Origin of the sequence: Natronoarchaeum sp. GCM10025703 (genome assembly GCF_042661985.1) — an archaeon.
Lineage (GTDB): Archaea > Halobacteriota > Halobacteria > Halobacteriales > Natronoarchaeaceae > Natranaeroarchaeum.
This window is the reverse complement of record NZ_JBHSZF010000001.1, coordinates 1103039-1117788: the sequence shown is the minus strand read 5'-3', so window position 1 is coordinate 1117788 and position 14750 is coordinate 1103039. Positions and strand designations below refer to the sequence as shown.

Below are 14750 nucleotides of genomic sequence, written 5' to 3'. Positions count from 1 at the left end.
ATTACGGCAACCAGTCCTTTTCCTGTGTTGAGGGCATCTGTGGCAGCAAATCTCACTTACTAGAACCGTTTCAGTCTGTGCCGGGCTACGAACGTTACAGCCTACAAACGAGCACGATAGCACAGGAGGGCCCACTATTTCACGTTATTCCTAGATGTATGTCTGCTATATCTCACTATGTAACGATATCTGGTAACAACAGGTCCGATTATAACTACATATGCGACCTAGAAGAAACGGGCAACTATTAGCCGCGAACGGCAGGGCGGCGTACGAACTACGTCGTAGTAGAGGCACAAGGATGGGTAACGAAACTGATCGGCTGACGGAAGAGGAAGCGCACGGCGTCGACGCCGATGACTGGGAGCAGGCGTCGGAGGAGATACTGGCCGACAGCTCGGCCGACGCTGATCTCGGGAAGCGGATGAGTCGGGACGCCGTTCGCGTGAGTATCGGGGAGATGAGCGAAGCGGAGTTCCACGAGAAGTATCACGAAGAGATCCTCGAGGAGTTCGGCGTCGACGAGCGTCCGACGGATCCGGAGGTAACCAATGAGTGAGCAAGAGTCCTCCGGCGTCCACCGTCGGTCAGTGTTACTCTCCGCGGGAGCGGCGGCCGGGGCACTCGGCCTCGGTGGCGGGAACGTCCTGCAGTCGCTCGGAGAGGACACGGCTGAATCCGCAGTCGTCGAAGACCTATTCGATCAGACCGAAGTCCTCAACACGGCGTGTGCGCCGAACTGCCGTGGGAAATGTCCACTGAACGTTCACGTTAGAGACGGTCAGGTCAAGTTCGTCGAGCCACAGATGACCGATGACGAGCAGTATCGGCGTGGCTGTGTCCTTGGCCAGTCTCACGTCCAGCGAGTTTACAGCCCGAAACGGCTGAAGTACCCGATGGTCAGAAGCGACTGGTCGCCAGGTGAACCGAACCCAGAGGGCCGAGGCGAAGACGCCACGTTCGAGCAAGTCTCGTGGGACGAGGCGCTCGATTACGTCGCCGATAAAATGAGCAGGGTCCGCGAGGAGTACGGCCCGGAGAGCGTCTTCTTCCACACTGGCTCCGGAGACAACGGGATGGGGACGACGTTCTTCGGTCGCCTCGCGTCGATGTTTGGCGGCACGCAGCAGGGGTGGTCGATCGACTCGAACGTCGGGATGGGCTTTCGTCGTGTAACTGGACACGGCTACTTCCTCCCGCCGACGAACGAGAGCGAAGACTGGGTAAACGCGAACACGATCATCGTCTGGGGCTCGGATCTGTTCAAAAGCCAGTTCCAGAACGACGCCTCGAAGGTCCTCGACGCGATGGAAAACGGGGCCAAGTTGGTCGTCGTCGATCCCGTCTACACGACGACCGCTGCGAAAGCCGACTTGTGGCTGCCGATCAAACCCGGCAAGGACACCCACCTCGCGCTGGCGATGATCCACGAGGTGCTGGCCGAAGGGATCTACGATCAGGAGTTCCTGCGCGAGCGCTCGACCGCGGGTGCCCTCGTCCGCGAGGACACCGAGGAGATGCTCCGGATGAGCGATATCACCGGGGACGACGACGACCGCGTTGTCGGCATCCATGCCGAGACCGGCGAACCGATCCCACTGGAGCCAGATACGCATGCAGAGGTCGAACTGTTCGGTCGCTACGATATCGGAGGTATTTCGACGACGACAGGACTAACACTGCTGGAAGAGCACGTTCAGGACTACTCGCCGGAAGCCGTCGCCGACGTTGCAGACCTCGATGCCGAAGACATCCGGACGTCCGCACGGTGGCTGGCCACGCGCGGCCCCGGTGGGATCGCATCGAGTTACGCGCTCGGCCGATACAAGTACGGCCACGTCTTCGGCCAGAGCTACGCCATCCTGCTCGCCCTGACGGGCGACTACGGTCGGTCCGGGACGATCCACGCTCAGCACCCACTGGGTGCCTCGCTGAACAGCGGTGGGTACGGCTCACCGGAGGGGCAGAAGGTGCCCAGTCGCTCCGGATGCATGAAGAGCCCGCCGCGCTGGAAAACGGCGATCCGTGGCCGATCAAGGCGATCTACGGGATGGAGTCGAACATGCTCGTCAACCAGTTCCCGGACCGACAGCGGTGGCAGGAACTGCTCAAGAACGTCGACATGTTCGCGATGGCTGACATCCACAACACGCCGACGGTCCAGCACGCAGACATCATCCTGCCTGCCGCCCACTGGTTCGAGCGTGAAGACATCACCGACGCCTGGGGATCGCACCCCCACATCTCACACCGGACGAAGGCACACGAGCCACTGTGGGTGGCCCGGGACGACTACTTCATCATCGCCGACCTCGCCGAGAAACTCGGCTACGACGACCTGTTCCTCGACGACAAGCGTGAGGAACTGCGCAAGATCGCAGCCAACGATGACCGGATCGACTTCGACGAGTTACGCGAGAAGGGGAACGTCCGCGTCGACGTGGACGTCATCAAGTACACCGATCCGTTCCCCACGGACACCGGTCGCATCGAACTCTACGACGAGGACCAGCCGGTCGAAGACGAGGGGACGGTCCTCGACCTCCCGCGTCCGATCGAGGATCGGACGGCCGACGATCACGAGTTGGCTGAGGACTATCCGCTCATGTTCATGCAGAAACACTCGAAGTGGCGGATCCACTCACAGTGGGCGGACAACGCGATGGTCCGACAGATCAACCCCGAACCGACACTCGACATCCATCCCTCGGACGCGACAGCGCGTGGGATCGACGACGGCGACTACGTCCGGGTGTACAACGACCGCGGAGAGGTCGTCGTTCGGGCGCAGTACAACGAAGGGTTCCAGCCGGGGCTGATCAACATCGACCAGGGCTGGTGGACCGAAGACTACATCCACGGCAACCTGCAGGACCTGACCCATATGGACGTCAACGACCTCGCGCCGACGTTCGCCTTCTACGACGTTCGGGCCGAGGTCGAACCCGCTCCGGCAGACATTGACACGAGTATGTACACGGACCCCGGAACGGACGACTGGCTCGACGGCTACCCGAACCGAGGTGATAACTGATGACGAACTACGGCATGGTGATCGACCTGGAACGGTGTATCGGCTGTCATGCCTGCTCGGTGAGTTGCAGCCAGGAAAACAACGTTCCGCTGGACAGCCGGTGGAACCGGATCCTCACCGAAGGCGGCGATACGATGGACACCCCGGAGGGTGAGTACCCGGAGAACGGTCGGGACGGTACCCTCTCGATGAACCACCTCCCGACATCCTGTCAACACTGCGAGAACGCTCCCTGTGTGAAGGTGTGTCCCGTCAACGCGACGTACAAACGCGATGACGGTATCGTCGAGATCGACTACGACAAGTGCATGGGCTGTCGGTACTGCATGAGCGCCTGTCCGTACAACGCACGGGTGTTCAACTACGACGAGCCCAAGACGCTGCCGACCGAGGGCACCGGGAACGTCGAAGAGCGCGAGCAGGGCGTCGTCGAGAAGTGTACGTTCTGTAGCCATCGCGTCGAGGAGGATCTCGATCCGGCCTGTACGGTCGCCTGTCCCGCAGATGCGCGGATCTTCGGCGATCTCGATGACGAAGAGAGCACGGTCTCCCGATATATAAACAAGTACGAGACCGATCAACTGCTCGACGACCTCGAAACCGATCCGAACACCTACTACATCCGCGGCGAGATGAGTCCCGGTCGCCCGCAGGACGGGAACCAGCTCGAAGGAACGGAAAAGAAGGAGGTCGGCCATCCTGATGGTGTCGCGAGCAACGGAGGTGAGAGCTGATGGCGACCGATACCGAAAGCGGCGTCGTCATCCCGCAGTTCGGGACGCGCGGCAAGGCGTGGCTCGGCGTCCTCGTGCTGACGATCCTCGTCGGCATGGGCGCGTGGGCTTACCAGCTCACGCAGGGCCTTGCGGTCACCGGGATGGACAACGTGTTCTCCTGGGGGCTGTACATCATGCTGTTCGTGCTGTTTATCGGCCTCTCGGCGGGGGGCTGATCATCTCCAGCGCGCCGAAGTTCTTCCACTCGAAACGCTACGACAGCCTCGCGGCGATGGGCGTACTCCTGAGCCTCGGGTGTATCGTCGTCGCCGGCTTGCTGATCCTGCCCGATCTGGGTCGCCCGAGCCGAGTCGTCGGCTTCCTCACATCGCCGGACTTCCGGTCGCCGATGGTCTGGGACTTCGGGATCGTCCTCGTGTACGGGCTGTTCAGCGCCGGCTACCTCTGGTTGCTGACGCGCCGTGATCTCGCCCGGATGGGCTCCAGACTCGCCTTCGGCGTCGAGGACACCGAGGAGGGCCGCGAACGCGACCGCAAGCTCGCGTTCTGGGCGGCCGCGGTCGCGATCCCGCTGGCGATCGCGCTGCACTCCGTGACCGGCTGGATCTTCGCCACACAGATCGGTCGCGGCGACTGGTTCAGCCCGCTCGTCGCGCCGATGTTCATCATGAAGGCGCTGGTCTCCGGGCTCGGCCTGCTGTTGGTGACCGCAATCGTACTCGACCGGACGACGAAGTTCCGACTGGAGGAAGACCTGGTCTCCGAGCTCGCGAAGGTACTGGGCGTGTTCGTCGCGGTCCACGTCGTCTACCTCGTGGCGGCCGAGCGCCTGCCCCACGCGTGGGCGGAGAACTTCGAGTTCTGGTCGATCACGGGCTCGTTCCTCGTCGGCGACACCATCCATTTCTGGCTCTGGACCGTCGTCGGCGGGGCGCTCCCCATTGCGTTGCTCGCGATCCCGTCGCTCCGTCGCAAGCTCTGGGCGGTCGCGACCGCGAGCGTCTTCGCCATCGTCGGGATCCTCTTCGAGGGTGTCAACCTGATCTTCACCGGCTACACCGAGCTGAACATCGGTGCCGCGCCCGGCGTGACGACCGGCACCGACTACACCGGCGTGACGGCGGACGTCTGGGCGACAAGCGGGACCTACACCCCGACGCTGATCGAACTGCTGGTCGTCCTCGGCATCGTCGCGATCGGCGCGCTAATCGTCACGCTCGGGCTTCGCTTCCTGCCGATCCAGCCGGGCGGTGGGTCGCCCGAGCCCGTCACGTCGGAGGAGCCGACGACCGATGCAGCCGTGACTGACGGCGGGGCAGTCGGGACCGGCAACCACGGAGTGAACGACGATGAGTGACGCAGGCGCTGCTCACGGCGGCGACACTGCGGATCTCGCCAGCGGGTACGCCATGCTCGCGCGGTGTTGGCGACAGCCGACGGCCGATCTGGTCGACGCCGTCGCGGACAGCGGGCTGTTCCGATCGGTCGGCGTCTCCATCGAGGACGTCTCGGTGACCGCGCTGCGCGCGGAACACGCACGCCTGTTCGTCGGTCCGGGTGAGCCACGGTGTCCACCCTACGAGAGCGTGTATCGGAACGAGTCGGCGGACGTCCTCGGCCCGGCGGCTCACGACGTCGTCCAGTGGTACCAGGAGTACGACCTCGGGCTCGATCCCGACTGGCCCGACCTCCCCGATCACGTCGCGACCGAACTTGAGTTCGCCGCGTATCTGCTCGCTCGCGGTGAAACGACCGCCTGTGAGTCGTTCCTCGACGAACATCCCGAGCAGTGGCTCGACGAGTTCCTCGCCGACGTCAAGGGAGAGACCGAGGAGCCGTTCTACGAGGCGCTCGCGGAGGTGACTGCAGCAAGTCTGGAGTGAGGTAGGGTTGGCCCGCCGCCGGGCCAGCCAGGTGGTTTAGATTTCTGTAGAGTCACCATAGTCCGACGGAGTCCCGACCGAGTTCCCTACTCGGCCGCTTCGGCACTCGCCGCGTCCTCCTCTTTCTCCTGGAGTCGCTCTTTGGCTTCGTCGTAGTCCTCGGGATAGCTGATGTCGATGCGCCAGTTGTCTAGGCCGATGGCGTCGATCGTCAGGCCGGATTGGATCAGCGGGTCGATCGCCTCGCTGATCTCGTTACAGCAACTCTTCCCGTACCGCTCGCCCGCGGAGGCGTGTTTCTACTATTGGCCTGGCAACCGGTTGTAGGGTCCGTCCTCCTCATGCCGGCGTTTGTCACACGAGTAGTCGAACTGGCGTTTGAGTGCTACACGTCCTGACGTGCAGTCCTTCGTTATCTCTGTCTGTTCAGGGCCTGTCGTCGAGGTACAATCAACCGACATGAACACACCCCTCTATCGATGTGTTTCTGCGAGTCGTTCGTACGGTAGACACACCCCTCTATCGATGTGTTTCTGCGAGTCGTTCGTACGGTAGACACACCCCTCTATCGATGTGTTCGATCTGTAGAGAACCGCCGCGATAGCGCGTAAAATAGATGATCTACAGTCAGTGAATATGCAAAAGGAACTCGAACGGTGCTGTACTCGTGCTCAAGACGGTCGAAACCTACATCTACTCGGGACAGCCGCATTTTTAGATGAGAGGAACCTACCCCCGGTCTGTGGAACACATCGAACACTTCGATAGAGGTGTGTCTGTGCCTCTAGCCCAGAACGCTAGACGACTAGACGACCACGACTGGTCGAAATTTTGTTCTTAAACAGCGGAAACGCGTAATATCGACGTTTCCGTGGCTTTCACGGGTGGTGTGACCCGCTAGGCCCCTCCCCTCAAACAAATCGAACACATCGATAGAGGGGTGTCTGTGTCTGGTCGACATCAACAGTGAGAACACATCGTCGGACGTGAGGATAATATGTTGAGATACTTGGGATAAATGCACGATTATCCGCGAAATAGCGGCCGTACTGCGTAATCACATATCGATAGAGGTATAGCTGGGTTTTTATACCTCGCCTGTATGGCACGACGTATGACATCCGAGGACGTTAACGCTCAGCCCGAAGACCCGCCGCCAGACGACCGACCAGCGGAGTCAGGCGAGCAGTCGATCGAGGAGATGATACTGGAGTTCGACGAGCAGGAGGGCGTGATCCGCGACCGGTCGCTGTTGGACCCGACGTTCGTCGTCGAGGAGGACCGGATCGTCGGTCGTGACGAACAACTTCGGGAGGTCACGAAGATGCTTCGCGTTGCACTCGGGGACAACCGCCCGCCGAACCTCTTTCTCTACGGCCCGAGTGGGACCGGGAAGTCGCTCATCACGAAAGCGGTCTGTAAGAACATCAGCCGGATCTGTGAGTCTCGAGAGATCCGGTTCGGGACGATCGAGGTGACGTGCCAGGATCTGGATACACTGGGAATCGCCGTCTACGAGCTCGCCGAGACGGCCGCCGCCGAGACCGGTGCCGAGGTGCAAGTACCCAAGCACGGCGTCTCGACGAAAGAGAAGTGGGACGACCTCTTCCGGATCCTTGACGAGCAATTGGACCTCGCTGTGTTCGTCCTCGACGAGTTAGATATGCTCGTGGGGCGACGCGACAAGCAAGAACCCGCGTTCTCCCGGTTGCTCTACCAGCTCTCGCGAGCGGGGACAGACAACGATCTTGACTGTGCGATCTCGATTGTCGCGATCTCGAACGACACGCGTATGATGGAGTCCGTCGGCTCCCGGGCGTTAAGCTCCTTCACGCCCGAAGATGTCCACTTCGACGACTACGATGCGAACCAACTCAAGGCGATTCTCCGGCGTCGGCAGGACGCGTTCTATGATGGCGTCATCGAGGATGACGTAATCCCGCTCGCCGCGGCGTTTGCGGCACAGACGCATGGCGACGCCCGGAAGGCGATCGATCTGGTACGGGTTGCGGGCGAGTTGGCCGAACGCGAGGGTGACGGCTACGTTGGCGAGGAGCACGTCCGTACCGCACAGGAGAAAGTCGAGAAGAACCGCGTGCTCGAAGTCGTCCGCGGGATCAGCACGCAAAAAAGCTCTGTCTGTACGCGACGGCCGCGGTCGCCGCACAGAGCAGCGACGGGACCGCCCGGAGCACGACCGCGTATCAGGTGTATGAATACCTCACCGAGCAAATCGACGCGAACCAGTACCACCAAGAGACCTACGTGAACAAAATGAAGGAGCTGACGACGTACTCACTCGTCGACGTCGAACGGCGCAGCCACGGCCCAAGTTCCGGGATGTTTCTGGAGTTCCAGTTCGGCGAGCGTCCCGAAACGAGTCTGGACACGTTGCGCGAGGATTCCCGCCTCGAGATGGTCGACCAAAAGTCCGTCCAGAGCGTCGTTCGTTCGCAGTTACGCTCGCAGACATAGGCGACACACACCTCTATCGATCTGTTCGATGTGTTCGCTGAGACCTGGTACTCGGCCGAAGTCGGACCGTTGTACTCACGCTCCGAGCGCGGCGACGACGTCATCGATCGTGTAGAGGCGTACGTCAGTACGCTCGGTGGCGGCTTCGGTGACGCTGTCGGTAAACCCGCTCCGGGAGAACAGCGCGTATTCGAGGGTTCGGGTGCCGCCGCCTGACGGCTGCCATCGGAGTTCCTCGATGTGCGTCTCTAGTGATGCCAGTGCGCTGTAATCGAGTGGCGAGTCCTGATACTTGCACTCGCCGACGACGAGCGTTTCTTCGTCGGTGAGTCCAACGACATCGATCTCGTGGTCTTGGTACCACCACTGTCCGACATCGACGATCGGCGTCTCGTCGTACAGCGTCCACAGGGCCTCACAACACAGTTGCTCGAAGGCGGGCGCGACGAAGTCGGCCAGCTCTGGTTCGACGAGCCGTTCATAGGCCCCGTCGCCGAACTGGTCATAGCGATCAGCACTTCCATACAGGAACCGGAACCAGAATCGGAAGAGCGGATCACGCAGCCGATACTGGCTTCGCTTGGATCGTTCGGCGCTCTCAGTCACCGGTACGTGCCGTTCGATGAGCCGAAGCCGCGAGAGGCGATCCAAGTACGTCGATAACTGGTTGTAGTCGATGCCCGTCACGCCAGCAATTTCGTTTCGGCCGGTTGCTCCGCCAGCGATCGCTTCGAGGATCGAAAAGTAGCGAGTCGGCTCTGTCAGTTCCATGCGGAGGACGTGCTCCGGTTCGTTGTGGAGCGAGCCGTGACGAGTCAACACCGTTTCCTGGATGTTTTCGCCGAGCGACCGGTCGGCGTCGAGTTCCTCGAGATAGTAGGGAACTCCTCCAAACACACTCCAGGCGCGTACGACATCGTCTGCTGTCGCATCGTCCGGGAGAAATTCCGTCGCGGCGTCGAACGGGAGTTCGCGGATGTCGAGCGTTAGGGATGTCCGCCCGTACAGCGGGCTATCGCCAAGCAGCGTCGCTTCCTCCATCATACTAATCGACGACCCGACGAGAACGAACGTCGTCTGCGACTCATCGAACTCGTGGTCGAACAAGGCCTGTAACACGGACGGGAGGCTCTCGTCCTGTTCAATTAGCTGGATATAGGCGCTAAGCCCCCACCCTCACCGGAGCGACCGAAGGGAGCGGAGTAGGGTGGGGATACAGCGCCGTCATCACCTGTTCATACGGCGATACGGTTGCAGACCCACAGACCCACGTAGTCGCAACGTTTTTGCATTAGGATATTGTATAACAGTACGAACCCAATGGAATACGACCTCGATTCGGGAGCGCATTCGACGTACTCCCTGCACTACCACCTGATACTCACCACAAAGTATCGGCGCGGAGTGCTAACCGAGGAGCGAACCCAATTCATACGTGGGGTCATCAGCGGGTTCACGGACAACTACGGCGTCGAGCTGACGAACCTTGACGGAGAGGACGACCACGTTCACATCCTGTTCCGTGCGAAACCAACCACGGACCTCGTGAAGTTCATCAACACGGTCAAGGGCGCGACCGCCCGACGTATCCGTAACGAGTACGCGGACGAACTGAAGACCGAACTGTGGGGCGACTCGTTCTGGAACGACTCCTACTGCCTCATCTCGACGGGGCAGGTGTCGCTGGATGTGCTGAAACAGTACGTCGAAGACCAGCGGGAGAGTTGATGTACTACGCCTACAAGTACCGCCTCAAACCGTCCGACGCCCACCGAGAGGAGTTGGACCGCCACCGAGACATTTGTAGGCAACTGTACAACCACACACTCTACCGCCTCAACGAGTACCAAGACGAACACGGCGAACTGCCGTCCATGACCACCCTGCGGTCGGAACTCCCCGACCTCAAGGAGTGGTGGGGCGACCTCTCCGACGTGTACTCGAAGGTGCTCCAAACCGTCGTAGAACGGCTGTTCGACAACCTCAAAGGCCTCTCCAAACTCAAGGACAAGGGCTACGGCGTCGGCCAACTCAAGTGGAAGCCGCCGCGGGAGTTCCGCAGTTTCACGTACAGCCAGTCTGGCTTCAAGCTCGACAAGAAGGGCGGTCAGACTGTCCTGTCGCTCTCGAAACTCGGTGACATTCCCATCCGGCTCCACCGTGCCATCCCCGACGACGCGAAGCTCAAACAGGTCACGGTCAAGAAGGAACCGACGGGCGAGTGGTTCGCCACCTTCGGCGTCGAAATGGACCGCGAACCACCCGAACCGCCTGAGAACCCCGAGAAGTGCGTCGGTATCGACGTGGGGATTTGCAAGTACGCTCACGACACCGATGGCGCGGCGGTCGGGTCGCTCGACCTCTCTGCCGAACGGGAGCGACTGGAATGCGAACAGCGGTCGCTCTCGCGGAAGGAACACGGGTCGAACAACTGGGAGAAGCAACGGCGGCGGGTCGCGGAGTGTCACGCCGACCTCCGACGGAAGCGCCGCGACTTCTTGCACAAGCTCTCGGCGTACTACGCTCGGGAGTACGACCTCGTGGCGGTCGAAGACTTGAACGTGAGGGGGATGCTCGAATCGCCGTCGAACAGTCGCAACACGGCGTCGTCGGCGTGGCGAACGTTCCTCTCGTTGCTCGAATACAAGTGCGAAAGAGAAGGAACGCACTTCGTGGCGGTCAACCCGAGAGGAACGACGAAAGAGTGCGCGGCGTGCGGCGTCTCGACGGAGAAGCCGCTGTGGGTCCGTGAACATTCCTGTCCTGCCTGCGGGTTTGAGGCGGACAGGGACGCGAACGCGGCGTGGAACATCCTTTCTCGCGGTCTACAAGATGTAGGAGTGGGACACTCCGAACGAACGCCTGTGGAGACTGCGCTCCCTGTGGACACCTCTGTGTCTGCAAAGCGCGTCGTGGAATCAGGAAGCCCTATCCTCAAGCAGCGAACGGCGTCAGCCGTGAGCGAGTAGGGTAGGGTAGTTCACTTGAGAACCATAGCTTCGGAAAATTCTTTCGCTCAATTCTGAAAATGTAGTTGCCGAACTGCCCGATTCACAGGCGGTACGAGGCGGATGCCACGGGGCTTGACCCCGAGGCGGTTGACTTGCAGGCGTGAACGGTAGCGAGCGGCGTTCGCCACTGCCCCGATTCGGTCTGTCGAGGCGCTGCTCGCGTTCGCGCTATTCAGTCAGGGCCTCGACGTACTTGACGATCGCACGAAGTGTGACCCTGGAACACTCTTTGAGAGTGTTCGGAAGGTACGTCTGGATCGGCGGCGGTGTGGGTTGGTCGTAGCTCTTGTTCGGACCACGGTGAGAGAGCCAGTGATTCTGTTGGTTAAGATGGGTTCGTTGTTGGTTACAACCGCGACCGAAGTCTGGTCACCCAGGCCGTTACCCTCAGGATCACGAGTTTCGAGATGGTCGACGACGGCCGAAGGTTTCTCCGTGAGCGCCACGGAGTATTGCGTACGATGCACGCCGTCGTCCCGACTACTGGCATGGGAACGCGATTGCGCCCACTCACCAGTGAGACGCCGAAAGGACTGGTCGAGGTCGCCGGAACGCCGATTCTCACCCATTGCTTCGAGCACCTCGTGGAGCTGGGGATCGACGAGATCATCGTGATCGTCGGGTACGAGGGGCAACAGATTATCGACCACTACGGTGATGCCTTCGGTGGGATCTCGCTCACGTACGCCTGGCAGGAACACCGCCGGGGACTGGCACACGCACTGGTGCAGGCGCGTGACCACGTGGAGGGGGCGTGTCTGGTCGTCAACGGCGACAACGTCTTCAGTAGGTCACCTCGACGGCTTTTCGACGCGTTTCACGAGGAGGACGTCGACGGCGTGGTATACGTCGAATCCGTCTCTATCTTTAACGGAATTGTTATGATCGAGAAACGAATCCTCCGAGTGACTGTTGGGCGAATCTCCAACACAGTTATGATGTTGGGCGATAAACCAACAGACGAGGGATGGGCCACGACCTTACGCATCGCTACACCCACGTCGAAGCCGGACTTGTCGAGAACGTCGTCATCCGACGAACGACCGATACAGATACCTACCCGTCCGGCTGGAAGTACACACTGCATCTGGGAACGCTGCAGGATCTGACGCTCATTCGCTATCTCGAAAATCGGAGATTGTCGACGACTCGTCAAAACGGCTCGCCGTTTTGAGACGACAATGCCCATGAGGACACCAAGGGCCACGAACTCCACACCGCTGCTGGCGACGCAGACGTCGAGTTTCCTGGCATGGAAGAACTCATCGTCGAGTTCTGGGCCAGCGCTGACGAGTACTGGGACACAGCTAGTGGCAACTCACCCCGTCCCTACTGACAACAACTAGAATCCACATCTAACAGACCCAACCATGACCACGCTTCACATCACCGTCGGCGACCGAGCACAACTCCGAGAGGACACGCTCCAGTTCATTCAGCGTGTCGAGGCTGGCGACCTAGATGAACAAGATGAGCGTGCAGTCCTCCAGTTTGGGACCTATGACGATCTTGTCGACAGCCTCACCCCGCTGCGCCTTGATCTCATCCAGGCAATCGCTCAGGAGCACCCTACAAGCATGCGTGAGGCTGCGCGACTCGTTGACCGCGATGTCTCGGATGTCCATGCAGATCTGAAACACCTCGAAGTACTGGGTATCCTCGAACTCAAGGAGGGAGGGCCCAGTGGAGCGATTCAGCCCGTTGTCCCATTCGACAGAATCGAGATGCACATCGACTACCCCCTTCTTGACGACGTCGGTCCAGACAACACTCCTGCCAGCGCAGACTAGTCCCTTGTTTTGTAGTAGTCGCCGATTTCGTCAATGATTCGCGTCACATCGAGAAGGCGACACGCCTTCTGGATCTGGACCTCACCGGTATTCGCATCCGGGGTAGCGTTCAACCCGGGCTCAAATGTCGGCTGTCCGTGTGTATGCCCGAAGGCGTCTTCCGCTGCAGCAATCTGATCCAGAAGGGAGGTTGGATCACTCATTTGTCAGTAGCTCCTGTTTGACCCGCTGGAGTGTTTCGGAGGAACACAGTGTAATGGCGTCACCGAATAGGTCCTCGGCGTCTATACGATCGGGCTGATTCAGAACCGACTGCGGCGTCTCTACGATAAGCTCGAATGAATAGCGCTCGGCCGACGGTGGTAATCGGCTCGGATTTTCGAGCTGATTTTTGATTGCCTCCCAGTCGGAATCGAGATCAGCGCTATCCGCACTCGATATCTCAATCGAAGCTGGTATTTGCAGTTGTTCGAGATGGTTTGCGAGTTTATTCGCTTGATGTCGTCGTTTCATGTGATCGCCGCGTACGAGCACCCACAGGTCGATGTCTGATTTTCGATCGGCTTCGCCACGAGAGACACTTCCGAAGAGGATAATTCCGAGAACTTCTTCGAGCTCGTCTTCGATATACTGGCGTGCGATGCGTAGGGGAGTCCGAAACTCCAGTTGTGGAACGCTCGAAATCGGATCGTCCGGCTTGTGAAGTCTGGCTCTGTTAATTCGCACGTGGCGAGCGTTTCCCTCCCGAAACGTCTCAACCAGATCGTTCGCTTCGAGCGTATTGATCGCTTCTAGAGTTGCTCGCTCGCTCATCGGTGTGACGTTGGCGAGCTGACGAGCTGGGAGATGGATCTCCGGATTGTCGAACAGAAAGTTGAGGATATGCGGGCTGGCCGTATGTTTGAAAAGTTCCGTGTCTCGGATCGGGAGTGCTAGTTCCACCGATGATCCTCGCTGTGTCGATGGTTCGAACTTTGTCGAACTGTTACTGCGCATGTGTAGTTATAGATCGTGCTACTATTTATAATTTATATAGTAGTGCCGCCGCTATCTGTAGAGATCATCTCGTATGGAACAACCGACACTCCCCATATCGCGCGCTACTCGTCGATCCGAGCTAACCCTCATGACTTGGGGCACCCACGACCACCGCTCCGAGCACAGAACAGCGGAAATGACGGGTGGGGATGTGGATTGAATTATATCCCAATCCAGCGGTGCGGTGCCGTGGGACTCCTCCGCATTCATATGGAGGAGGATGTCAATACGACAATCAGCCACCTGGTTGCTCGACGTATACCTTACCTGAGACCACCCGCCAGTTCCGCTTTCGTACCCGAACTTGGTAACAGACGCAACCGATCATCAAGCGCACCAGCTACCGGTGTCACACTTCAGTCGTTGATCGTGGCCTCGAGCTTAGCAGGGAGTCGTTGCAGACAGGTCTCCAGAAAGCTCAGGGGAGCTTCTGCCTCGAGGTGTCCTGGCTCGTGGACTCGTTCGTCAGCAGCTTCGATCTGGAAGTGAGTAGTGCCGAGCTCTTCGTGATCGTCATCTTTGTGCCAGCCAAGACTGACCGCATCGTCGACCCACTGCACACGCTGGACATCCGTGCCAGCACGGGGACGCCAGGTGACCTCACAGGTGGCCTGTTTCCGGGGAAATCTACCCCCGAAGAACATCTCGGTGTGACGTCCTCCCACGAGTAAACTCCTGTCTCTTACCCACAAATCGAGTCGCTGCCGAGGTCAATAAATCCGATCGAAACCTCGATATCTACAGATGTAACACTCCTATGGAACGATTTTGCTAATCTCGTT

The 14750-nt window shown here is 59.7% G+C and carries 10 protein-coding genes and 6 pseudogenes; 12 read left to right on the top strand and 4 right to left on the bottom strand.

The window, feature by feature from the left end; genetic code table 11:
* Window positions 1-301 precede the first annotated feature (301 nt).
* The 5 genes and pseudogenes from ACFQH2_RS06335 (at window position 302) to ACFQH2_RS06315 (ending at window position 5654) form a co-directional block, all read left to right on the top strand.
* The gene (locus ACFQH2_RS06335) at window positions 302-559 is read left to right on the top strand and encodes a 4Fe-4S ferredoxin N-terminal domain-containing protein (protein ID WP_377051958.1); all 258 of its coding nucleotides are present in this window, start codon (window positions 302-304) and stop codon (window positions 557-559) included.
* Window positions 552-3034 (top strand): annotated as a pseudogene (locus ACFQH2_RS06330) (molybdopterin-dependent oxidoreductase). The gene ACFQH2_RS06335 and the pseudogene ACFQH2_RS06330 overlap by 8 nt, the downstream one beginning before the upstream one ends.
* The gene (dsrO, locus tag ACFQH2_RS06325) at window positions 3034-3768 is read left to right on the top strand and encodes a sulfate reduction electron transfer complex DsrMKJOP subunit DsrO (protein WP_377051954.1); all 735 of its coding nucleotides are present in this window, start codon (window positions 3034-3036) and stop codon (window positions 3766-3768) included. Before ACFQH2_RS06330 ends, dsrO begins: the two are co-directional and overlap by 1 nt.
* Window positions 3768-5128: pseudogene (gene nrfD / locus ACFQH2_RS06320) on the top strand (NrfD/PsrC family molybdoenzyme membrane anchor subunit). Before dsrO ends, nrfD begins: the two are co-directional and overlap by 1 nt.
* Complete coding sequence (locus ACFQH2_RS06315; protein ID WP_377051950.1) at window positions 5121-5654, top strand: TorD/DmsD family molecular chaperone; 534 nt, start codon at window positions 5121-5123, stop codon at window positions 5652-5654. Before nrfD ends, ACFQH2_RS06315 begins: the two are co-directional and overlap by 8 nt.
* Before the next feature lie 86 nt (window positions 5655-5740).
* Here the strand turns inward: ACFQH2_RS06315 and ACFQH2_RS06310 are convergent.
* Window positions 5741-5908, bottom strand: a pseudogene (locus ACFQH2_RS06310) (UTP--glucose-1-phosphate uridylyltransferase); the annotation flags it as partial.
* 947 nt (window positions 5909-6855) lie between these two features.
* Between ACFQH2_RS06310 and ACFQH2_RS06305 the strand changes: the two are divergent.
* Window positions 6856-8129, top strand: a pseudogene (locus ACFQH2_RS06305) (orc1/cdc6 family replication initiation protein).
* A gap of 75 nt (window positions 8130-8204) precedes the next feature.
* Here the strand turns inward: ACFQH2_RS06305 and ACFQH2_RS06300 are convergent.
* A pseudogene (locus tag ACFQH2_RS06300) lies at window positions 8205-9281 on the bottom strand (ATP-binding protein); the annotation flags it as partial.
* Window positions 9282-9449: 168 nt separating this feature from the next.
* Here ACFQH2_RS06300 and tnpA point away from each other — a divergent pair.
* The 5 genes and pseudogenes from tnpA to ACFQH2_RS06275 all read left to right on the top strand — a co-directional run bounded on the left by tnpA (window position 9450) and on the right by ACFQH2_RS06275 (window position 12930).
* Window positions 9450-9857 carry an IS200/IS605-like element ISHko3 family transposase gene (gene tnpA / locus ACFQH2_RS06295; RefSeq protein ID WP_377051948.1) on the top strand — a complete coding sequence of 136 codons (408 nt, stop codon included), beginning with the start codon at window positions 9450-9452 and terminating at the stop codon, window positions 9855-9857.
* Complete coding sequence (locus ACFQH2_RS06290; protein WP_377051946.1) at window positions 9857-11098, top strand: RNA-guided endonuclease InsQ/TnpB family protein; 1242 nt, start codon at window positions 9857-9859, stop codon at window positions 11096-11098. Before tnpA ends, ACFQH2_RS06290 begins: the two co-directional genes overlap by 1 nt.
* Window positions 11099-11601: 503 nt before the next feature.
* A complete protein-coding gene (locus ACFQH2_RS06285; protein ID WP_377051944.1) occupies window positions 11602-12249 on the top strand; it encodes a nucleotidyltransferase family protein in 648 nt (215 codons plus the stop codon).
* Window positions 12171-12476 (top strand): annotated as a pseudogene (locus ACFQH2_RS06280) (hypothetical protein). Before ACFQH2_RS06285 ends, ACFQH2_RS06280 begins: the two are co-directional and overlap by 79 nt.
* Before the next feature lie 34 nt (window positions 12477-12510).
* Window positions 12511-12930 (top strand): transcriptional regulator, encoded by a 420-nt coding sequence (locus ACFQH2_RS06275; protein WP_377051942.1) that lies wholly within the window; start codon window positions 12511-12513, stop codon window positions 12928-12930.
* On the opposite strand, the gene ACFQH2_RS06270 is transcribed toward ACFQH2_RS06275, so the two are convergent.
* The gene (locus ACFQH2_RS06270) at window positions 12927-13133 is read right to left on the bottom strand and encodes a hypothetical protein (RefSeq protein WP_377051938.1); all 207 of its coding nucleotides are present in this window, start codon (window positions 13131-13133) and stop codon (window positions 12927-12929) included. The two genes, ACFQH2_RS06275 and ACFQH2_RS06270, sit on opposite strands and share 4 nt — an antisense overlap.
* The gene (locus tag ACFQH2_RS06265) at window positions 13126-13872 is read right to left on the bottom strand and encodes a nucleotidyltransferase domain-containing protein (protein WP_377051936.1); all 747 of its coding nucleotides are present in this window, start codon (window positions 13870-13872) and stop codon (window positions 13126-13128) included. The genes ACFQH2_RS06270 and ACFQH2_RS06265 overlap by 8 nt, the downstream gene beginning before the upstream one ends.
* 548 nt (window positions 13873-14420) lie before the next feature.
* Between ACFQH2_RS06265 and ACFQH2_RS06260 the strand changes: the two genes are divergently transcribed.
* Window positions 14421-14639: a hypothetical protein gene (locus tag ACFQH2_RS06260; protein WP_377051934.1), complete on the top strand. Its 219-nt coding sequence runs from the start codon at window positions 14421-14423 to the stop codon at window positions 14637-14639.
* Window positions 14640-14750 lie beyond the last annotated feature (111 nt).

Bases quoted from the DNA above. Each gene is read 5' to 3' on its own strand.
- ACFQH2_RS06335 (WP_377051958.1), top strand. From the start codon at position 302: ATGGGTAACGAAACTGATCGGCTGACGGAAGAGGAAGCGCACGGCGTC.
- dsrO (WP_377051954.1), top strand. From the start codon at position 3,034: ATGACGAACTACGGCATGGTGATCGACCTGGAACGGTGTATCGGCTGT.
- ACFQH2_RS06315 (WP_377051950.1), top strand. From the start codon at position 5,121: ATGAGTGACGCAGGCGCTGCTCACGGCGGCGACACTGCGGATCTCGCC.
- tnpA (WP_377051948.1), top strand. From the start codon at position 9,450: ATGGAATACGACCTCGATTCGGGAGCGCATTCGACGTACTCCCTGCAC.
- ACFQH2_RS06290 (WP_377051946.1), top strand. From the start codon at position 9,857: ATGTACTACGCCTACAAGTACCGCCTCAAACCGTCCGACGCCCACCGA.
- ACFQH2_RS06285 (WP_377051944.1), top strand. From the start codon at position 11,602: ATGCACGCCGTCGTCCCGACTACTGGCATGGGAACGCGATTGCGCCCA.
- ACFQH2_RS06275 (WP_377051942.1), top strand. From the start codon at position 12,511: ATGACCACGCTTCACATCACCGTCGGCGACCGAGCACAACTCCGAGAG.
- ACFQH2_RS06270 (WP_377051938.1), bottom strand. From the start codon at position 13,133: ATGAGTGATCCAACCTCCCTTCTGGATCAGATTGCTGCAGCGGAAGAC.